20 protein-coding genes are annotated in these 19,649 nt (G+C 64.3%); 15 read left to right on the top strand and 5 right to left on the bottom strand.

Going from position 1 to position 19,649, the window contains the following annotated elements:
* Position 1 precedes the first annotated feature (1 nt).
* The 7 genes from P6U30_RS25860 to P6U30_RS25830 all read left to right on the top strand — a co-directional run bounded on the left by P6U30_RS25860 (position 2) and on the right by P6U30_RS25830 (position 7,533).
* On the top strand, positions 2-952 hold the full coding sequence (locus P6U30_RS25860; protein WP_407165690.1) for an ABC transporter permease: 951 nt from the start codon (positions 2-4) through the stop codon (positions 950-952).
* Positions 939-1,811: an ABC transporter permease gene (locus tag P6U30_RS25855; RefSeq protein ID WP_407165689.1), complete on the top strand. Its 873-nt coding sequence runs from the start codon at positions 939-941 to the stop codon at positions 1,809-1,811. The genes P6U30_RS25860 and P6U30_RS25855 overlap by 14 nt, the downstream gene beginning before the upstream one ends.
* On the top strand, positions 1,808-2,791 hold the full coding sequence (locus P6U30_RS25850; protein WP_407165688.1) for an ABC transporter ATP-binding protein: 984 nt from the start codon (positions 1,808-1,810) through the stop codon (positions 2,789-2,791). The genes P6U30_RS25855 and P6U30_RS25850 overlap by 4 nt, the downstream gene beginning before the upstream one ends.
* Positions 2,788-3,756, top strand: coding sequence for an ABC transporter ATP-binding protein (locus P6U30_RS25845; protein ID WP_407165687.1), 969 nt, complete (start codon positions 2,788-2,790; stop codon positions 3,754-3,756). Before P6U30_RS25850 ends, P6U30_RS25845 begins: the two co-directional genes overlap by 4 nt.
* 312 nt (positions 3,757-4,068) lie before the next feature.
* Positions 4,069-5,010, top strand: a complete 942-nt coding sequence (locus tag P6U30_RS25840; RefSeq protein ID WP_407165686.1) for an IS110 family transposase — start codon at positions 4,069-4,071, stop codon at positions 5,008-5,010.
* 264 nt (positions 5,011-5,274) lie between these two features.
* Positions 5,275-6,345, top strand: a complete 1,071-nt coding sequence (locus P6U30_RS25835; RefSeq protein ID WP_407165685.1) for an alcohol dehydrogenase — start codon at positions 5,275-5,277, stop codon at positions 6,343-6,345.
* Positions 6,346-6,450: 105 nt separating this feature from the next.
* Positions 6,451-7,533 carry an isocitrate/isopropylmalate dehydrogenase family protein gene (locus tag P6U30_RS25830; RefSeq protein WP_407165684.1) on the top strand — a complete coding sequence of 361 codons (1,083 nt, stop codon included), beginning with the start codon at positions 6,451-6,453 and terminating at the stop codon, positions 7,531-7,533.
* A gap of 95 nt (positions 7,534-7,628) precedes the next feature.
* Here the strand turns inward: P6U30_RS25830 and P6U30_RS25825 are convergent, their stop codons facing one another.
* The 3 genes from P6U30_RS25825 to P6U30_RS25815 form a co-directional block, all read right to left on the bottom strand.
* Positions 7,629-7,955 carry a hypothetical protein gene (locus P6U30_RS25825; RefSeq protein WP_407165683.1) on the bottom strand — a complete coding sequence of 109 codons (327 nt, stop codon included), beginning with the start codon at positions 7,953-7,955 and terminating at the stop codon, positions 7,629-7,631.
* Between the two features lie 31 nt (positions 7,956-7,986).
* Positions 7,987-8,268 (bottom strand): hypothetical protein, encoded by a 282-nt coding sequence (locus tag P6U30_RS25820; RefSeq protein ID WP_407165682.1) that lies wholly within the window; start codon positions 8,266-8,268, stop codon positions 7,987-7,989.
* Between the two features lie 197 nt (positions 8,269-8,465).
* Positions 8,466-8,861 (bottom strand): helix-turn-helix domain-containing protein, encoded by a 396-nt coding sequence (locus tag P6U30_RS25815; RefSeq protein WP_094194089.1) that lies wholly within the window; start codon positions 8,859-8,861, stop codon positions 8,466-8,468.
* 620 nt (positions 8,862-9,481) lie between these two features.
* Here P6U30_RS25815 and P6U30_RS25810 point away from each other — a divergent pair.
* The gene (locus P6U30_RS25810) at positions 9,482-9,739 is read left to right on the top strand and encodes a hypothetical protein (protein WP_407165681.1); all 258 of its coding nucleotides are present in this window, start codon (positions 9,482-9,484) and stop codon (positions 9,737-9,739) included.
* A gap of 48 nt (positions 9,740-9,787) precedes the next feature.
* Here the strand turns inward: P6U30_RS25810 and P6U30_RS25805 are convergent, their stop codons facing one another.
* Both P6U30_RS25805 and P6U30_RS25800 read right to left on the bottom strand, forming a co-directional pair.
* The gene (locus P6U30_RS25805) at positions 9,788-11,107 is read right to left on the bottom strand and encodes a dicarboxylate/amino acid:cation symporter (RefSeq protein WP_407165680.1); all 1,320 of its coding nucleotides are present in this window, start codon (positions 11,105-11,107) and stop codon (positions 9,788-9,790) included.
* Between the two features lie 240 nt (positions 11,108-11,347).
* Positions 11,348-12,622, bottom strand: a complete 1,275-nt coding sequence (locus P6U30_RS25800; protein WP_407165679.1) for a serine hydrolase domain-containing protein — start codon at positions 12,620-12,622, stop codon at positions 11,348-11,350.
* A gap of 145 nt (positions 12,623-12,767) precedes the next feature.
* On the opposite strand from P6U30_RS25800, the gene P6U30_RS25795 reads away from it, so the two are divergent.
* The 7 genes from P6U30_RS25795 to P6U30_RS25765 all read left to right on the top strand — a co-directional run bounded on the left by P6U30_RS25795 (position 12,768) and on the right by P6U30_RS25765 (position 19,569).
* Positions 12,768-13,682: an intradiol ring-cleavage dioxygenase gene (locus P6U30_RS25795; protein WP_407165678.1), complete on the top strand. Its 915-nt coding sequence runs from the start codon at positions 12,768-12,770 to the stop codon at positions 13,680-13,682.
* A 325-nt stretch (positions 13,683-14,007) separates the two neighbouring features.
* Positions 14,008-15,324: a CmpA/NrtA family ABC transporter substrate-binding protein gene (locus tag P6U30_RS25790; RefSeq protein ID WP_407165677.1), complete on the top strand. Its 1,317-nt coding sequence runs from the start codon at positions 14,008-14,010 to the stop codon at positions 15,322-15,324.
* Between the two features lie 59 nt (positions 15,325-15,383).
* Positions 15,384-16,286, top strand: a complete 903-nt coding sequence (gene ntrB, locus P6U30_RS25785; RefSeq protein WP_407165676.1) for a nitrate ABC transporter permease — start codon at positions 15,384-15,386, stop codon at positions 16,284-16,286.
* Positions 16,287-16,297: 11 nt separating this feature from the next.
* On the top strand, positions 16,298-17,092 hold the full coding sequence (locus P6U30_RS25780; protein ID WP_407165675.1) for an ABC transporter ATP-binding protein: 795 nt from the start codon (positions 16,298-16,300) through the stop codon (positions 17,090-17,092).
* Between the two features lie 56 nt (positions 17,093-17,148).
* Positions 17,149-17,574, top strand: a complete 426-nt coding sequence (locus tag P6U30_RS25775) for a globin family protein (RefSeq protein ID WP_407165673.1) — start codon at positions 17,149-17,151, stop codon at positions 17,572-17,574.
* A gap of 115 nt (positions 17,575-17,689) precedes the next feature.
* Complete coding sequence (locus tag P6U30_RS25770) at positions 17,690-18,589, top strand: SMP-30/gluconolactonase/LRE family protein (protein ID WP_407165672.1); 900 nt, start codon at positions 17,690-17,692, stop codon at positions 18,587-18,589.
* Between the two features lie 140 nt (positions 18,590-18,729).
* Positions 18,730-19,569 (top strand): aldo/keto reductase, encoded by an 840-nt coding sequence (locus P6U30_RS25765; RefSeq protein ID WP_407165671.1) that lies wholly within the window; start codon positions 18,730-18,732, stop codon positions 19,567-19,569.
* The last annotated feature ends 80 nt before the right edge of the window (positions 19,570-19,649 follow it).

Here is a 19,649-nt window from a genome sequence, read left to right as displayed (position 1 = left end):
CATGCTGTTCTTCGTCGCGCGCAGGCTCCTGTACCTGTTACCGGTGTTGATCGCTGTCTCGGTGCTGACCTTCGTGATCGCCTCGCTGTTGCCGGGCGATCTCGCCTACGTGATCCTCGGCGACCAGGCGACGCCCGAGAATGTCGCGGCCCTGCGCCACGACATGGGGCTCGATCAGCCGATCTGGCTGCGCTATCTCGGCTGGCTCTGGCACATCCTGCAGGGCGATTTCGGGCGATCCTTCCGCACCGGCCAGACCGTGCTGCAGGCGGTCAGCGAACGCGTCCCGGTCTCGTTCGAGCTGATGATCCTGGCCGAGCTGATCGGGCTCGTGATCGGCGTGCCGCTCGCGATCGCCTGCGCTGCCAAGGCCGGCAGCGCGTTCGATCGTTTCATGACCGGCTCGGCCTTCGGCATGCTATCGGTGCCGACCTTCCTGTCCGCGATCCTCCTGATCTATCTGTTCGCGGTCGAGCTGCGGATGTTGCCGGCGACCGGCTATGTGCCGCTGACAGAGGATCCGGTCGCCAATCTGCGCTTCATGATCCTGCCGGCGCTGACACTCGGCCTTGCGGAATGGCCGGGCATCATGCGCGTGCTGCGCTCCGACATGATCGCGGCGCTCCAGGAAGATTACATCGCGCTCGCCAAGGCGAAGGGTCTGAAGCCGTCGCGCATCCTGTTCGTGCACGCGCTAAAGCCCTCGTCGCTGACGCTCGTCACCATCACCGGCATCAATATCGGCCGGCTGATCGGCGGCGCCGTCATCGTCGAAACGATCTTCGCCTTGCCGGGAATCGGCCGCCTTCTGGTCGGCGCGATCTATACCCGCGATCTCATCATCCTGCAGGGCGTCGTGCTGCTGGTTGCCGCGGGCTTCGTGATCATGAACTTCATCGTCGACATGCTGTACGCCGTTCTCGACCCGAGGATCCGCCATGGCCACGCTTGAGCTCAGCCTCGAGGACGAGGCCCATGCGACGCCGGCTCGGCGCCGCAGCCGGTTCGGCCTGCTGTTCTGGGTCGCGCTCGGCTGGATGGTGCTGGTGTTCGCGGTCGCGATCTTGGCCGACCTGCTGCCGCTGCCGAGCCCGACCGACATGGACATGCTGGAGCGGCGGGCGCCGATCTCCGCGGCGCATTGGCTCGGCACCGACGGCCTCGGCCGTGACGAGCTGTCGCGGCTGATCTACGGCGCACGCATCTCGCTGATCGTCGGGCTCTGCGCGCCCGTGATCGGCGTCACCATCGGCGGCGCGCTCGGCATGCTTGCCGGCTATTTCCGTGGCCGTTTCGAATCCATCGTGGTTGGCAGCATGGACGTGTTGCTGGCGTTCCCGCCGCTGATCCTGGCACTCGCGGTGACCGCCTATCTCGGCCAGTCGATCTTCAATCTGACGTGCATCCTCGGCGTGCTCGGCATTCCCGCCTTCATGCGGGTGGCGCGGGCCGCGACGCTGTCGCTGGCGCGGCGCGAATTCGTCATTGCGGCGCAGGCGCTCGGCGCCACGCATACCCGCATCCTGCTACGCGAATTGCTGCCCAATGTGCTGCTGCCGCTGCTCGCCTTCTTCCTGCTCGGCGTCGCCGTCACCATCGTGGTCGAGGGATCGCTGTCGTTCCTCGGCCTCGGGGTGCCGCCGCCGATCTCAAGCTGGGGCAGCATGATCGGGGAGGGGCGTGAAAGCCTCGACGTGGCGCCACGGCTCGCCTTCATCCCTGCGATCGCGATGTTCCTCACCGTGCTCTCGTTCAACCTGATCGGCGACACCATACGTGCGCTGACCGACCCACGGCAGGGTGCGCTGTGAGCGGCGTCTTGCTGTCGGTCGAGGATGCGGTGGTCGACCTGCCGACGCCGCGTGGCAATCTGCGGGCGGTGGATCACGTCGATCTTGCCGTCGGCGCCGGCAAGACGCTCGGCATCGTCGGCGAGTCCGGTTGCGGCAAGACCATGCTCTCGCGCACCATCCTGCAGCTCCTGCCCAAGAAGGCGAAGCTGTCGGGACGGGTGATGTTCGGCGGACAGGATCTCCTGAAACTGTCACCGGAAAAATTGCGTAAGCTGCGCGGCCGATCGCTCGCGGTCGTATTCCAAGACCCGATGACCTCGCTCAATCCGGTGCTGACCATCGGCACCCAGTTGATCGAGACCATTCAGGAGCATCTCGAGCTGGGGCTCGCCCAGGCAAGGCAACGCAGCATCGAGCTATTGGCGGCGGTCGGCATTCCCGCGCCCGAGCAGCGCCTGGCGCAATATCCGCACCAGCTCTCCGGCGGCATGCGCCAGCGCGTGGCGATCGCGGTGGCGCTGTCCTGCGAGCCGCAACTCCTGATCGCCGACGAGCCGACCACCGCGCTCGACGTCACCATCCAGGCGCAGATCCTCGATCTCTTGGCACGCGAGCAGCAGCGTCGCCACATGGCGATGATCATCATCACCCACGATCTCGGCGTGGTTGCCGGCCGCACGGACGAGGTCGCGGTGATGTATGCCGGGCGCGTGGTCGAGCGCGCGCCGACGCCGTCGTTATTCAAGCAGATGCGGATGCCCTACACCGAGGCGCTGCTCGCCGCGCTGCCGAAGCTTGACGCCGCGCCGCATACGCCGCTGCCGGCGATCTCGGGGCGGCCGCCCGATCAGACCCGGCCGCTGAAGGGATGCGCGTTCTCGCCGCGCTGCCGCTATGCGGCCGGCCGCTGCAACACGGAGAAACCCTCGCTCAGCACGGCCGAGACGCCGGAACATCTCTACGCCTGCTTCCATCCGATCGCAGCGGGTGCCGCATGATGCAACGAGCCTCACCTGACCCGCTGCTCAAGGTGGAAAACCTCGTCGTCGAATATTCCGTGGGCGGCAAGACCATCCACGCGGTATCAGACGTCAGCCTCGAGATCGCCCGTGGCGAGACGCTCGGCCTGGTCGGCGAATCCGGCTGCGGCAAATCCACGCTCGGCCGCGCCGTGCTGCAACTGCGCCAGGCCGTCTCCGGCAAGGTGCTGTTCGACGGCCAGGATCTCTCCACCATGCAGGGCGAGCGCTTGCGCAAGATGCGCCGGCGCGTGCAGCTCATCTTCCAGGATCCGATCGCCTCGCTCAATCCGCGGCGGCGGATCGGGGATATCGTCGCCGAGCCGTTGCTGATCTCGGGCGTCAAGGATCCCGGCAAGCGCAAGCAGCTCGTCTCCGACGTGCTGTCGGCGGTCGGCCTCGATCCTGCGCTGGTGAGCGGACGCCTGCCGCACGAATTCTCCGGCGGACAATGCCAGCGCATCTGCATCGCGCGGGCGCTGGTGCTCAATCCGGAATTCATCATCTGCGACGAGCCGGTCTCCGCGCTCGACGTCTCGATCCGGGCGCAGATTCTCAATCTGCTGGAGGAGATGAAGACGCGTTACGGCCTGACCCTGCTGTTCATCGCGCACGATCTCGCTGTGGTGAAGGCGGTCAGCGACCGCGTCGCCGTGATGTATCTCGGCCGGCTTTGCGAGGTCGGCCCGTCCGAGCAGCTCTTTGCAAGGCCGGCGCATCCTTATACCGCACTGTTGATCGAGGCGATCCCGGTGCCCGATCCGGATGTCCGCCCGACCCAGAGCGTGCCGGTCGGCGAGCCGCCATCGCCGATCGCGCCGCCGTCGGGCTGCCGCTTCCGCACCCGTTGCCCGCGCGCCGATGCGCGCTGCGCCAGCGAGGTGCCGGAACTGCGCGTGGTCGCGCCCGGCCAACTCGCCGCGTGCCATCATCCGCTGATCTAGGGCATGATGGCACCAGGTTGATCTGAAACAGCGCAGGAGGTCACCTCTCCCTTGGGAGAGGTCGATTTGCGCAGCAAATCGGGTGAGGGGTTACGGTCTATCAAGAGCGCAAGGCCCCTTGTATCTGCACGGCCATGATTTGTGCGATGGAAGCGACTTGCGCTTTGGCCGGTGGCCACCGGCCAAAGCGCGTGGCGATGTCGCCCGTTTGCCCCTCCGGCTACAACCGTGGGTGAGCTCTGGGATCTTCGCCATGTCACGCACGACCGAACAGTCGCTTGAGTTCCGATCGCATGGACAAGGCAGGTTACCGTGAAGAAGACGATTTGTGGAGTGGACGTTTCGAAGGCCAGGCTCGATGCCTGTATCGAACCCGGACAACGGTTTGCGAGCTTCGATAATGATGCCGCAGGCATTGCCAAGCTGGCCGCGTTCTGTCGCGAGCACGCCGTCACGTTGGCGGTGATGGAGGCCAGTGGCGGTTACGAGCGAGGGGTGTTCGTCGGGCTCTGGGAGGAGGGGATCAGTTGCGCGCTGACCAATCCCCGCAGCGTCCGGCGCTATGCCGAGGCGATGGGCATTCTGGAGAAGACCGACCGGATCGATTCCTCGGTGATTGCCCGCTTCGCCCATGCCAAGAACTTGGCAGCGACCCCGCTGCCAAGCGAAGCCCAGCAGCGGCTGAAGGCCCTGGTGACAAGGCTCAGACAGGTCACCGACGATCTGACCGTCCAGAAGCAGCGCCGCGCCAGCATGTTCGACAACGGCGAGATGCGTGCGAGCATTGACGAGGTGATCGTCCTGCTGAAGCGCCAATCCCTCTCGCTCGAAGGGGAGATCGCTTCGATGATCGATGACGACCCGCTGTGGGCAAAGCTCGCCGAGACCTGGCGCGAGATGAAGGGCGTTGCCGGACGGACCGTCGCCCGCCTCCATGCCGAGCTGCCGGAGATCGGCACGGTGTCCAACAAGGCCATTGCCAAGCTTGCCGGTCTCGCCCCGATCGCCAATGACAGTGGCAAGCGCAAGGGTAAGCGACCCACCCGCGGCGGCCGCGCCGGCGTCCGCTCCATCCTCTTCCTCGTCGCGGCCATCGCCGCCCGCTACGACAACAGCCTCGGCGAGTTCCGCGACCGGCTGCTCAAGGCTGGCAAGGAGAAAATGGTCGTGCGCATTGCGCTCGCCCGCAAGCTCCTGGTCCGCCTCAACGCCAAAGCACGCGATGCGCGTGCCGCTTACCTCAATGCAACTTGACAATCCAGATAGTCGCTCACCCGTATTGCTCCGGACGATGCTCCGCATCGCCGAGCGCAATCCGACCTCCCCGATGGGGAGAGGTCGACAGAAGCCGCCGCGAGTCGGTTCGACCCAAACTCATCCTGCTTTAGATCGTGGCGGCCGCGATTGTTCGAGCGACGCGCATGGCGGTCGCCCGAAATTGCGGCCTTGAACGTTTGTCCTTGGCGCGTCGGCGTGGCAAGGTCGGCCGCAACGAACAAGCCTCTCGGGAGAACTGTGATGAAGAGCTTTCAGGTTGTCGATTTCAACGCGCCCTTGAAGGAGGTCGACCGTCCGACGCCGCAGCCGGAAGGCACGCAGGTGCTGATCAAGGTCAAGGCGGCCGGCGTCTGCCATAGCGACCTGCACATCTGGGAAGGCGGCTATGATCTCGGCCACGGTCGCAAGCCGCTGTCGCTGAAAGATCGCGGGGTGTCGCTGCCGCGCACGATGGGCCACGAGACCGTAGGCGAGGTCGTGGCGTTCGGGTCCGACGTCAAGGACGCCGACAAGGGCGGCCTCAAGATCGGCGACGTCGCGCTGGCCTATCCGTGGCTCGGCTGCGGCAAATGCCCGACCTGCCTTGGCGGCGACGAGAACATGTGCGCGATCAAGCCGAACGCGCTCGGCGTCTATTGCGACGGCGGCTATGCCGACCATATGACGGTGCCGCACCCGAAATATCTGCTGAACCTCAAGGGGCTCGATCCGGTCACGGCGGCACCCTACGCCTGCTCCGGCGTCACCACCTACAGCGCGCTGAAGAAGGTCGAGAAGGATTTCGACACCCCAATCGTGATCTTCGGTGCCGGCGGCCTCGGCCTGATGGCGTTGTCGCTGTTGAAGGCGATGGGCGGCAAGGGCGCGATCGTGGTCGATATCGATGCCAGGAAGCGCGAGGCGGCCGAGGCGGCCGGCGCGCTCGCCACCGTCGACGGCAAGGCGCCGGATGCGCTGGAGCAATTGATGAAGAAGGCCGGTCAGCCGATCCGCGCCGCGATCGATTTGGTCGGCAACGCCCAGACCACGCAGCTCGGCTTCGATTGCCTGACCAAGGGCGGCAAGCTCGTGATCGTCGGCCTGTTCGGCGGCGGTGCGACCTGGGCGCTGCCGCTGATCCCGATCAAGGCCGTCACCATCCAGGGCAGCTATGTCGGCAATTTGCGCGAAACGCAGGAACTGCTTGATCTCGTGCGCGAGAAGAAGATCCCGGCGATCCCGGTCACGCCGATGCCGCTCGCCAGGGCGAACGAGGCGTTGGTGAATCTGCAAAAAGGCCAGCTCGTCGGCCGCGCGGTGCTGACGCCGTAGTTCAGGTGTGGTCATTCCGGGGCGCGAAGCAAACCCGGAATCTCGAGATTCCGGGTCCGATGCTGCGCATCGCCCCGGAATGACGGTTGCCTTTCGGAGATTCCCATGTCCGCCAACAACGCATTTCATATCGCCGTCCTCGGCGGTGACGGCATCGGCCCGGAGGTAATGGCGCCCGCGCTCGAGGTTTTGCGCAAGATCGAAGCGACGACCGATCTGAGATTCCGCTTCACCGAAGCGCCGGCCGGCGCGGGCCACTACAAGGAAACCGGCAAGTCGATGCCGGACAGCACGATCAGGCTGTGCGAGGAGGCCGACGCGATCCTCCTGGGCGCCTGCGGCCTGCCGTCGGTGCGTTATCCCGACAATACCGAGATCGCGCCGCAGATCGAACTGCGCATGATCTTCGACCTGTATGCCGGCGTGCGCCCGGCGCGGTTGATCCCGGGCGTTGCGAGCTCGATCGTCGACGCCGACCAGAAAGGGATCGACCTCGTCGTGATCAGGGAATCCACCGAAGGTCTGTTCGCCTCGATGGGCAAAGGTGTCGTCACCGAGAACGATGCGCGCGAGACGATGGTGATCACGCGCCGGACTTCGGAGCGGCTGTTCGAATTCTCGTTCCGGCTCGCCGAACGCCGCAAGGCGCGCGGTCGGGTCGGCGGCGGGCTGACCTGCGTCGACAAGGCGAACGTGTTCAAGGCGTTCGCGTTCTTCCGCGAGATCTTCGACGAGACCGCGAAGCGTCATCCCGACGTCAGGGCGGATCACCTCTATATCGATGCCACCGCGGCGATGCTGGTGAAGCGCCCGTGGGATTTCGACGTCATGGTCACCGAGAACATGTTCGGCGACATCCTCTCCGATCTCACCGCCGGCCTGATCGGCGGCATGGGCATGGCGCCGTCGGCCGACATCGGCGATCGCTACGCCGTCTTCCAGCCGTGCCACGGCACCGCGCCCGACATCATGGGGCAGGGCAAGGCCAATCCGACCGCGATGATCCTGTCGACCGCGATGATGCTGGACTGGCTTGCCGACAAGCATGGTCTCGAAGGTGCCGCGGAAGCCGGAGAGCGGATCGAACGTGCGGTCGACAAGGTTTATGCCGGCGGCATCAAGCCGTTCGAGTTCGGCGGCCGCAACGGCACCGCCGATATCGCCAACGCGGTGCTGGCGGCGCTATAGCTGCGAGATACTGACCCGTCATGCTGAGGTGCTCGCTGAGCGAGCCTCGGGGCGACGGAACAAAAAAGAGGGGGCCGAAGCCCCCTCGCTGACGGCTAGCGGCGGTGGCCGCCGTGATGTCCGCCATGGTGTCCGCCGTGGCCGTGTCCGCCATGATGGCGCGGTGCGTAATGGTGGGGGTGATGGTAATGCGGGCGATGATGCCATCCGTGATGGCGCGGTCCGTAATAACCGTATGCGCCCGGCCGCCAGTAACAACGGCCCCACCGATCGCAGACCTGACGCACCTGATCGATATTGGATGTTTCGCCAGCGATGTGGCTGGCCTGCGGAATCCCGTTCGGCATCGCGGAGGCGGAGCCGGAGGTCAGGGCCACGCTTCCCAAAGCGGCCAATCCAAAAACAGCAAGCTTGATATTCATTGAGATCTCCTTCGTTGAAGCCTGAAAACTGTCATGCGGGCCGCTTGGTTGCTGCGACAAAAAGGTGAGCCAGTGCACTTGGTTTTGCGAGTGCTGCTTCAACGCAGGAAATGCGGAGTTCTAAGGTCACCTCGCGTCGCGGGCGACAATTGGCCGCGCGACAGAATGGCGAGATGCGGACGAGTGCTTGCGGCTCTGAATACCGCGCGCGATGCGCGGTCAGCAGGTGCTCGGCGTTGTCGACGCGCGAGCAGCCATGCGAACGGAAGCGATCGTCGTCGTTGAACAGGCTGCGCTGGTCGGTGTCGCGCATGCAGACCGAGTAGGACTGGGCATGCTGATCTTGACCGTGCCGAGCGCATTCCAGAAAAAAGCGCCGCCATCCACGATGGCAGCGCTTCGATGGTTTCCCAGCCGGCGGATCACACGTTGCGGCGGCCGATGGCCGGCCGATCCGCTCATGCTGGGTCGATCGCGTCCGCGGCGTCGCGATCCGACATCGGGTGCCGCTCAGTCCTCGTTGGCGGCGATCGATTCCATCAGCGACACGAGCTGGCGCTGGACGGTCTGGTCCTTGATCTTGCTGTAGGCGCGCAGCAACCGGAGGCTGAAGGCGCTGTCGAGGAACAGGAGGCTCTCGACTTCGCGGGCCTTGTTGTCACCGTCGTAGAAGAAGGTGACCGGCACGTCGAGCGCGGATGCGATCTGCTGAAGGCGGGCAGCGCCGACGCGATTGACGCCCTTCTCGTACTTCTGCACCTGCTGGAAGCTGACGCCGAGCTTGTCGCCGAGTTCGGCCTGCGAAATCTTCTGCTCCACACGCCGCAGGCGGATCCGCTTGCCCAATTCGATGTCCGGTTTACCGGCGCTGCGCTGCTTCATCTTCTTTGCTGCTGATCTGTTCATTCTGGTGACCCGTCCTTCAATCGGGAAACCCTGGCCCGCATAGGTCAGGGATTCGTCCATGATGTACCGCGTTAAAGTTCGTGTGGATCGTCAGTTCATCGTGAGAACCACGAAAATCCAAGAAGACCGCGGGATGGTATCCAAACGCATTAGCGCGTTGGAAGCACCCTTGTACCGACGCTCCCGACCACCTGAAGTCGATTGCGCCAAGGTGTCTGTCGACACCCCGCCCTCTACATTTGGCAAAATATTGACAGAACCACAACTAGCGCGAGTTTGATCGCCACAGATTTTGCGTATGCTTACCGGGCGGCACAGACACTTTACCCGTATTTCTACGGGCCGAACTATTGTACGGGCACTAGAGATTGGATGCAACCCCTGCTAGTGCGGCGGTGGATCACGAAGACCGGCGCAGTTGCGCAAGACGGCTCGGTCCACCAAAAAGTTTGACGTAAGTGCAAGTCAGGCTTTCGGAATGTTGCTGGACAATTGCCCAAAAGTTCTCGATCATTCGTAACGGATGCACGCCTACCACAAGCCGGCAATTCTTGCGGAGAGGCAATGAAGCGAAAGAGGGAGCACCTTGGGTCGACCTCGGGGCTCCGGGAGTGGACAATATGCCGGTCGCAAGCACGGAAGAACGGTTGCTGGCGCTACTAGCGACGTTGGAAGAATGTCAGGCATTTCTGGTCGGCAGGGCAAACGCGGAGACCGCGCGATTGTTGTCGCTTGCCATCCTCGAGCTTCGGATGGAACTGCACAAGGTTACGGACGCCGAGCTGAAGGCGTTGTGTGACATGGTGGCGTCGGAGGGACAGTTGCAGGAACCCGCCGCCGCCAGGCGATTTCCTCCCTACCTGAGGCTCGTCAAGTAGCGCTCAATAGGCAGGGGCGTGCCCGCGGCGGGCACGCCATGCCTCGCTTTACCCAGCGGTGACATCCACCGTCTCGGTGCCGTCGAGCACGCGCCGGGCCTTGTTGCGGTCCAGATCGCCCTCCCAAGCGGCCACCACGACCGTCGCCACGCAGTTGCCGATCAGGTTGCCGACCGCGCGCGCCATGCCGATGAACCAGTCGACCGAAAGCACCAGCACGAGGCCGATCGCGGGAATGCTCGGCACCGCGTTGAGCGTTGCCGCCAGGATGACGATCGCAGAGCCCGGCACGCCATGCGCGCCCTTCGAGGTGATCAGCGACACGCCGAGCACCAGGAGCAGATCGCCGAATGACAGCGGCGTGTTGGTCGCCTGGGCGATGAACACGACGGCCAGCGTGAGGTAGATCGAGAAGGCGTCGAGGTTGAAGGAGTAGCCGGTGGGGATCACGAGGCCGACCACCGAATCCTTGATGCCGAGTCGTTCCAGCTTGCGCATGGCCTGCGGCAGCACCGCGTCGGAGGAGGCGGTCGCGAGCACGATCATCAGCTCCTCGCGCAGGTAGGCGAGGAACTTGAGAATGTTCACGCCGGCAAGCGCCATCACCGCACCGAGCACGCCAAGCACGAAGATCGCGACCGAAACGTAGAACAACGCAACCAGCGACACGAGCTGCTTCAGCGAGCCGACGCCATATTTGCCGACGGTGTAGGCGACGGCGCCGAGAACGCCGATCGGCGCAAACCGCACGATCAGGCCCATGGCGCGGAACAGCACGGTCGCGACCGCGTCGATGAAGGAGGAGATCTTCTCGCCCTTCTCGCCGCCGACCAGCGCCAGGCTGACGCCGAAGATAATGGCAAAGAAAAGCACCTGCAGCACGTCGTTGCGCGACAGCGCGTCGAAGGACGTTGTCGGGATGATGTTGAGCAGGAAGCTGCCGATGCCTTCGCCCTTGAGCTTCTGGGCATTGCCGGCATAGCTGCCGAGCGCCTTGGCATCCAGCGTGGAGGTGTCGATGTTCATGCCATGGCCGGGCCCGAACAGATAGGCCAGCAGCAGTCCGACCACGAGCGCAACCGTCGTCATCGCTTCGAAATAGACCAGCGCCTTGACGCCGACGCGTCCGACCTTCTTCAGGTCGCCGGCGCCTGCGATGCCGTGCACCACGACGCAGAACACGATCGGCGCCACGATCATCGAGATCAGCTTCAGGAAGGCGTCGCTGAAGATCTTCAGCCCGATCGCGAAATCGGGCGCGGCCATGCCGATGATGATGCCGAGCACGAGCGCGGCCAGCACTTGAACGAACAACGACGTGTAAAGCGGCTTGCGTGTCTCGGCGATGGTGGTTGCGATGGTTGACATGTCGTTCCCCCTCGATTTCGGTTGGCTCGAACCTCGCTCAGTCTAGCAACTTGCATGCCAGAATGTCGCATGATCCGACGCCTTTGACTTGCCCGAAACCGGCCCACCGCATCGCAGCAGGCCGCGCAAGCCATTCCGTCGTTGAACGGCATCAGTTCAGGAACGAAGCGGGAAAATTCGCCCGCGGGCAGCCGACTGCCATGCCGCGGCGCTCGGCGCGCGCCGCGGCATGGCGTCGTCTCAGAGGTTGCTGTCGGTGATCGCCGCGTAGACCATCGTGCGCAGCTCGCGCCGCAGCGGGTAGGCGCTCGACGGCAGCACCTGCGTCATGAAGATGGTGATCAGCTCTTCGGCCGGATCGACGAAGAACGACGTGGTGGCCGCGCCGCCCCAGTTGAATTCGCCGGGGCTGCCGGCAATCAAGGTCTGCGCCGGGTTCATCGTCACCGCGAAGCCGAGGCCGAAGCCGATGCCGTTATAGGCTGCCTCGCTGAACAGCGAGCGCGACATCGCCGGCAGGTCGACGCCGCCGGGCAGATGGTTCGAGGTCATCAGCTTCAGCGTCTTCGGCCCGAGCAGGCGGACGCCGCCAAGCTCGCCGCCGTTGATCAGCGCCCGGCAGAAGGTGAGGTAGTCGGCCGCGGTCGAGCACAATCCGCCGCCGCCCGAGATCAGCGACGGCGGCGACAGGAACGAGCTCGTCGCCGGGTCGTCCTGCAGCGTCAGCGTGCCCTTGCGCTCGGCGGCGAGCGGATTGAAGCCGCCCTGCGGATCGGCGGAATAGCAGGCGGCCAGGCGATGCGCCTTGTCTGACGGCACGAAGAAGTCGGTGTCGTTCATGCCGAGCGGCTTGAAGATGCGCTCTTTCAGGAATTGCTCGAACGGCTGCCCCGAGATCTTGCCGACGAGATAGCCGAGCACGTCGGTGGCGACAGAGTAATTCCAGGCCTCCCCGGGCGAGAACTCCAGCGGGATCTTGGCGAGGTCCTCGATCATGCTGTCGAGCGTGCCGGCCTTGACGACCTCGCCGATGTTCTTTTCGCGGTAGGCCGCATCCACATTGGAGCGCTGCTGGAAACCGTAGGTGAGGCCCGAGGTGTGGCGCAACAGGTCGACGATCAGCATCGGCCGCGACGGCGGGCGGGTGAGGAAGGCGGGCGCGGTGCCGGCGGCGAACACGCCGAGGTTCTTCCATTCGGGGATGTATTTGGCGACCGGCTCGTCGATCGCGACGCGGCCTTCCTCGACCAGCATCATGAAGGCGACCGACGTGATCGGCTTGGTCATCGAATAGATGCGGAAGATAGTGTCGTCCTTCACCGGCACCTTGCGCTCGAGATCGGCGAAGCCCTGCACCGTGGAATGGACGAGCTTGCCGCGGCGATGGATCAGGAGCTGTGTCCCGGGAAAGCGGCCGGACTCGATGTAGCGGCTCTTCAGATGCGCTTCGAGGCGGTTGAGCGCTGCGGTCGACATTCCCGCGGATTCAGGGGAGGCAAGGGTAGGGGCTGACATCGGGCTCTTCTCCGGCTGGGCGAGTGCGCCTTGATAGCCGAAAAGTGTGTTCTGCACCAATCGGCTGCCGCTTACCCGCGCAGGATTGCTGGTGTACGCTGACAGCCGCAATCGCGCCCCGAAGGGACCGCCAGGGAAACGCCAGATGACCCAGTTCAACGACACCGAGCTCACCGACGCCGTCATCCGCAGCTTCGACCAGACGCCCAGTCCGCGGGCCAAGTTCCTGCTGCAGGAACTGGTGAAGTCGCTGCACGACTATGTGCGCAAGACCGATCTCACCTTCGAGGAGTGGGACTACGCGATCGATTTCCTCACTCGCACCGGCCAGAAGTGCACCGATATCCGCCAGGAGTTCATCCTGCTCTCGGACGTGCTCGGCGTGTCGATGCTGGTCGACGCGGTCAACCACCGCGATCGCGATAGCGCCACCGAGACCACGGTGCTCGGCCCGTTCTATGTCGGCGAGCACAAGGTGACGCCGCATGGCACCGACATTTCCGCAAGCCTGCCCGGCGAGCGCATGTTCGTGCAAAGCCGCGTCACCGACCTCAACGGCAAGCCGCTGGCCCATGTGCCGGTCGACGTCTGGCACGCTGATGACGACGGCTTCTATGATTCACAGAAGGCGAGCTATGCCACCGAAGGTCCGTCGTCGCGCGCGCGCTTCATCACCGATGCCGACGGTCGGTTCTATTTCCGCACCATCCTGCCGTGCAGCTATCCGATCCCGACCGACGGTCCGGTCGGACAGATGATCACGCAGACCAACCGGCACCCGATGCGGCCAGCGCATGTGCATTTCCTGGTCAATGCGAAGGGCTACGAGCCGCTGATTACCCATGTCTTCATCGACGGCGACAAGTATATCGATTCCGACGTTGTGTTCGGCGTGAAGGACGAACTGATCGCCAAGGTCGAGAAACGCAGCGACCCCGCGATGCCGGACGGCAAGACGGCCGATGGTCCGTGGCATCTGATGACTTACGAATTCCACGTGAAGCCGGGCAGCGGAATGGCACCTGCGCCGCTCGGGACGAAGGTCGCTGAGGATGCCTGATCGACCGGCTCGCGATTGCCTGCTCAATTCTTGCGCGTCGCACAAGAATTGAGCGGATCGCAAATTTTAAAAGCTGAGAGAGTTCGGTCGCGCGCTGCGACATAATTCGCAACTTGTTCGGTTCCATCGCGTTTTTGCGCTGCAACGATTTGGCACGCGGCTTGAATAGTGAGCTGCCGACGCCATCGACGCCGTCCCTTGAGACCAATGATCCGAATTGTGCTGCCGCACCGGGGCCACCCCCGAACGCGCCCTCATGCGCTGACAGCGGCGACACCAGACGGACGGCCATCCTCAGCACAGACGCAGAAGGACCAGACTGCCCATGACCAAGCGCAACGACCGTCGTTCAGGCCGCGGATTGAGCCGTCGCCAGCTCCTCAAGGCGACCAGCGGCACCGCGGCGCTGCTCGCAGCCGTGAAGCTCAACTTCCCCGCCGGGGCCTTCGCGCAAGGCGCAGGTCCGGAAGTGAAAGGCGCCAAGCTCGGCTTCATTGCGCTGACCGATGCGTCGCCGCTGTTCGTCGCCAAGGAGAAGGGCATCTTCGCCAAATACGGCATGCCCGATGTCGAGGTGCAGAAGCAGGCCTCGTGGGGCACGACGCGCGACAATCTCGTGCTCGGCTCCGAAGGCAACGGCATCGACGGCGCGCATATCCTGACCCCGATGCCGTATCTGATCTCGGCCGGAAAGGTGACGCAGAACAACCAGCCAACGCCGATGTACATCCTGGCGCGGCTCAATTTGAACGGCCAGTGCATCTCGGTTGCGAAGGAATATGCCGACCTCAAGGTCGGCATCGACGCCGCTCCCTTCAAGGCTGCGCTCGAGAAGAAGAAGGCGTCCGGCAAGGCAGTGAAGGCCGCGATGACATTCCCGGGCGGCACGCACGATCTCTGGATCCGCTACTGGCTTGCCGCCGGCGGCATCGATCCCGACAAGGACATCGAGACCATCGTGGTGCCGCCGCCGCAGATGGTGGCGAACATGAAGGTCGGCACCATGGATTGCTTCTGCGTCTGCGAGCCGTGGAATCTGCAGCTCATTCATCAGGAGATCGGCTACACCGCGCTCACCACCGGCGAGCTCTGGGACAAGCATCCGGAGAAATCGTTCGGCCTGCGCGCCGCCTGGGTCGACAAGAACCCGAGGGCCGCGAAGGCACTCCTGATGGCGGTGATGGAGGCCCAGCAGTGGTGCGAGAAGGCGGAGAACCGCGACGAGACCGCGGCGATCTGTGCCAAGCGGCAGTGGATCAATTGTCCGGTGGAGGACATCACCGACCGCATGAAGGGCAAGTTTGATTACGGCACCGGTCGCGTGGTCGAGAACTCGCCGCAGCAGATGCGGTTCTGGAAAGACAACGCGTCCTATCCCTATCAGAGCCACGACCTCTGGTTCCTCACCGAAGACATCCGCTGGGGCAAGTATGAACCCGGCTTCGACACCAAGGCGCTGATCGCCAAGGTCAACCGCGAGGACCTCTGGAAGGAGGCCGCCAAGGACCTCGGCGTGCCCGCATCCGACATTCCAGCCTCGACCTCGCGTGGCAAGGAGACCTTCTTCGACGGCAAGGTGTTCGATCCCGCCGACCCCGCCGCCTACCTGAAGTCGCTCTCCATCAAGCGCCTCGACGTCTGATCCGATCATCGGGTTGCAGATTGCGCGGCCCGCCCTGTCACCACGGAGATTTTTCTTTGATGTCTATGCCTGCCATGAAGACCGATGTGTCAGCAGTAGCGATCCCGTCGGCTGCTATGCCGGCGCCGGTCGTGACGATGACGCCCAAGGCAACGCCACGTGCCGAAGCCTATGCCCGAATGGCAAAAGAGATCGCGGTGCGCGTGGTGCCGCCGGCGATTGTCATCGCGCTCCTGCTCGTGATCTGGGAGTTGATCTGTCGGCGCGCCGGGTCGAGCCTGCCGCCGCCTTCGAAGGTGTTCATGGATACCCGCGAGCTGATCCTTGATCCTTTCTTCGACAATGGCGGCATCGACAAGGGATTGTTCTGGCATCTCTCCGCCAGCCTGCAGCGCGTCGCCTACGGCTATTCGCTTGCCGCGGTCGCGGGCATCGCGCTCGGCACGCTGGTCGGCCAGTCGGTCTGGGCGATGCGCGGACTCGATCCGCTGTTCCAGGTCCTGCGCACGATCCCGCCGCTCGCCTGGCTGCCGCTGTCGCTCGCCGCGTTCCGCGACGGCCAGCCCTCCGCGATCTTCGTGATCTTCATCACCTCGGTGTGGCCGATCATCATCAACACCGCGGTCGGCATTCGCAACATCCCGCAGGACTACCGCAACGTCGCCGCCGTGGTGCAGCTCAATCCGCTTGAGTTCTTCACCAAGATCATGATCCCGGCCGCCGCGCCCTACATGTTCACCGGTCTGCGCATCGGCATCGGTCTGTCGTGGCTTGCGATCGTCGCGGCCGAGATGCTGATCGGCGGCGTCGGTATCGGCTTCTTCATCTGGGATGCGTGGAATTCCTCGCACATCAGCGAGATCATCCTGGCGCTGTTCTACGTCGGCATCATCGGCTTCGTGCTCGATCGCCTGATCGCGGGGCTCGGCAAGATCGTGACCCGCGGCACGGCTGCGAACTGAGGGGACTAGTCATGCAGGCCTATCTGAAGCTCGATCACATCGACAAGTCCTTTAGCCGCGGCAACGCGACGACGGAGGTGCTCAAGGACATCAACCTGACGATCGAGAAGGGCGAGTATGTCTCGATCATCGGGCATTCCGGCTGCGGCAAGTCGACCCTGCTCAACATCGTCGCCGGCTTGACCGGCACGACCAAGGGCTGCGTGCTGTTGGAGAACCGCGAGGTCAATTCGCCGGGACCGGACCGCGCCGTGGTGTTCCAGAACCACAGCCTGCTGCCGTGGCTGACGGTCTACGAGAACGTCAGGCTCGGTGTCGACAAGGTGTTTGCTAGAACAAAGAGCAGGGCCGAGCGCGACGCCTGGGTCATGCACAATCTCAACCTCGTGCAGATGGCGCACGCGAGGGACAAGCGGCCGAGCGAAATCTCGGGCGGGATGAAGCAGCGCGTCGGCATCGCGCGTGCGCTCGCCATGGAGCCGAAGGTGCTGCTGCTCGACGAGCCATTCGGCGCGCTCGACGCGCTGACCCGCGCCCATCTGCAGGATTCGGTGATGGCGCTGCACCAGAAGCTCGGCAACACCATCCTGATGATCACCCACGATGTCGACGAGGCCGTGCTGCTCTCGGATCGTATCGTCATGATGACCAACGGTCCCAGTGCAGGGATCGGCGAAGTGCTTGAGGTGCCGTTGGCGCGTCCGCGCAAGCGGCTCGAGCTCGCGGCCAACCCCGGCTATCTGAAGTGCCGGCAGCGTGTGCTCGAATTCCTCTACGAGCGCCATCGCTTCGTCGAGGCGGCATAACCCCTTCACCTCGCCGCAATGGCGCGGCGAGGGAAGCAGCGCGCATGGAGGCGCACATGACACCCGACCAGATCAAGCTCGTGCAGGACTCCTTTGCCAAGGTGGCGCCGATATCGGAGCAGGCGGCGGCGATCTTCTATGACCGGCTGTTCGAGGTCGCGCCCGGTGTGAAGGCGATGTTTCCCGCTGATATGACCGAGCAGCGCAAGAAGCTGATGGCGACGCTCGCGGTCGTGGTCAACGGGCTGGGCAATCTGCCTTCGGTGCTTCCCGCCGCAAGCGCGCTCGCCAAGCGCCATGTCGGCTATGGCGCGAGGCCTGAACACTATCCGGTGGTCGGCGCCGCGCTGTTGTGGACCCTGGAGAAGGGTCTCGGTGAGGCCTGGACGCCCGACGTCGCCGCCGCCTGGATCGCGGCCTACGGCACGCTGTCGGGCTATATGATCTCGGAGGCCTACGGCAGCGCGCAAGCGGCCGAATAGGGGATGCGTATGCGGCAACGTCCCATCGTCAATGGCGGAATGTCCCCGGTGCATTCGACGCCGCACGCCTTCTCCACTATGGTCCACCCCGTTCCACCAACGGGTGAACCCGACAATGATGTACCTGGAAACGCCGCCAAAGCTGATTCCGACCGAGATCTTCACCGCCGTGCCAGCCGAATTCCGCCGCAAGGTGGCGACCGAGTGGGCCGATGCCAATCGGCCGGGCGCGATGACCGACTGTTTCATCGAGGGGCCGTCATTCGACGCGTCGGGCAATCTCTATATCGTCGACATTCCATTCGGCCGCATCTTCCGCATTGCGCCGGATAGGACCTGGTCGCAGGTCGCGGAATATGATGGTTGGCCGAACGGGCTGAAGATCGACGCCAACGGCCGCATCCTGATCGCCGACTACCGGCACGGCTTGATGGAGCTCGATGCCAAAGCGGGCAAGGTCACGCCGGTGCTGCGGTCGCGCAACTCGGAATCGTTCCGCGGCTGCAACGACCTGCACATCGCCTCGAACGGCGACATCTATTTCACCGATCAAGGCCAGACCGGCCTGCACGATCCGACCGGCCGCGTCTATCGCTTGCGCAGCAACGGCCAGCTCGACTGCCTGATCGACACCGGCATCAGCCCGAACGGCCTCGTGCTCGATCCGCACGAGGCGGTGCTGTTCGTCGCCATGACGCGCGACAACGCGGTGTGGCGCGCACCATTCATGAAGGACGGCAGCGTCTCCAAGGTCGGGCGTTTCTGCTCGCTGTTCGGCCCGAGCGGGCCCGACGGCATGACGGTGGACAAAGCCGGACGCCTGTTCGTCGCGCACGCCTCGCTCGGCCACGTCTTTGTCTTTGCGCCGAACGGCGAGTGCATCGCGCGCATCAAGTCCTGCGCCGGGCAGAGCTGCACCAATGTCGCGATCGGCGGCGCCAACCGCGACCGGCTCTACATCACGGAATCGGTGACGGGCTCGGTGCTGGTGGCTGACATCAGCGGGCTCGGTTGATCGTCACACACCGGCGCTGGAGCGCACGGGCCGCGCAACACGCTCGGCCTTCGCCGGGACGACGATGGGGAGACATTGTCGCTCGCTTGCACTATCTTTGTGCGCGGGGCCATCAACGAACCACGCATAACGAGGCGATCGTGCAGACAAAAGCATTCGGCAAGGGCGGCCCGCAGGTTTCAGTGATCGGGCAGGGCACCTGGTACCTCGATCACGGTGACCGCAAGGCGGCCGTCGCCGCGCTGAAGCGCGGCATCGACGACGGCATGACGCATATCGACACCGCGGAGATGTATGGCGATGCCGAGCTGGTGATCGCGGACGCCATCGCCGGTCGTCGCGACGAGCTGTTTTTGGTCTCCAAGGTGCTGCCGAGCAACGCCTCGCGGCACGGCACCATCACCGCCTGCGAGCGCTCGTTGAAGCGGCTGAAGACTGACCGGCTCGACTGCTATCTGCTGCACTGGCGCGGATCCTATCCGCTCGCCGACACCGTTGCTGCCTTCGACGATCTGATGGCGGCCGGCAAAATCCGCTCCTGGGGCGTCAGCAATTTCGACACCGCCGATCTCGATGAGCTGCTCGACGTCGCCGGCGAGGGCAAGATCGCCTGCAACCAGGTGCTCTACCATCTGCAGGAGCGCGCGATCGAGCATGCCGTGATCCCGTGGTGCGCGCAGCATGGCGTCGCCGTGGTGGCCTACTCGCCGTTCGGCCACGACGATTTCCCCTCGCCGTCGAGCAAGGGCGGCGCCGTGCTGCAATCGATCGCGCGGGCGCACAAGGCAACTCCACGTCAGGTCGCGCTGAGCTTTCTCATCCGCGATCCATCGGTGCTCGCGATTCCGAAGGCGTCGAGCGCGGACCACGCGGCGGAGAACGCCGCGGCGGGAACCCTCACGCTCAGCGGCGCCGAGGTCGCGGCGCTCGACAAGGCGTTTCCTCGAGGGTCGAAGCCGCGCTCACTGCCGATGCTGTAGAGCGCGAGATTGCGTTGAGCAGTCTCCGCAAGTCCGGCGTCGCCAAACCTCTCCTATAGGGAGAGGTCGCGCCGAAGGCG

The organism is Bradyrhizobium sp. ORS 111 (assembly GCF_045571485.1).
Lineage (GTDB): Bacteria > Pseudomonadota > Alphaproteobacteria > Rhizobiales > Xanthobacteraceae > Bradyrhizobium.
Note: the sequence above shows the minus strand (reverse complement) of the source record. Positions and strands in the feature narration are given on the sequence as shown.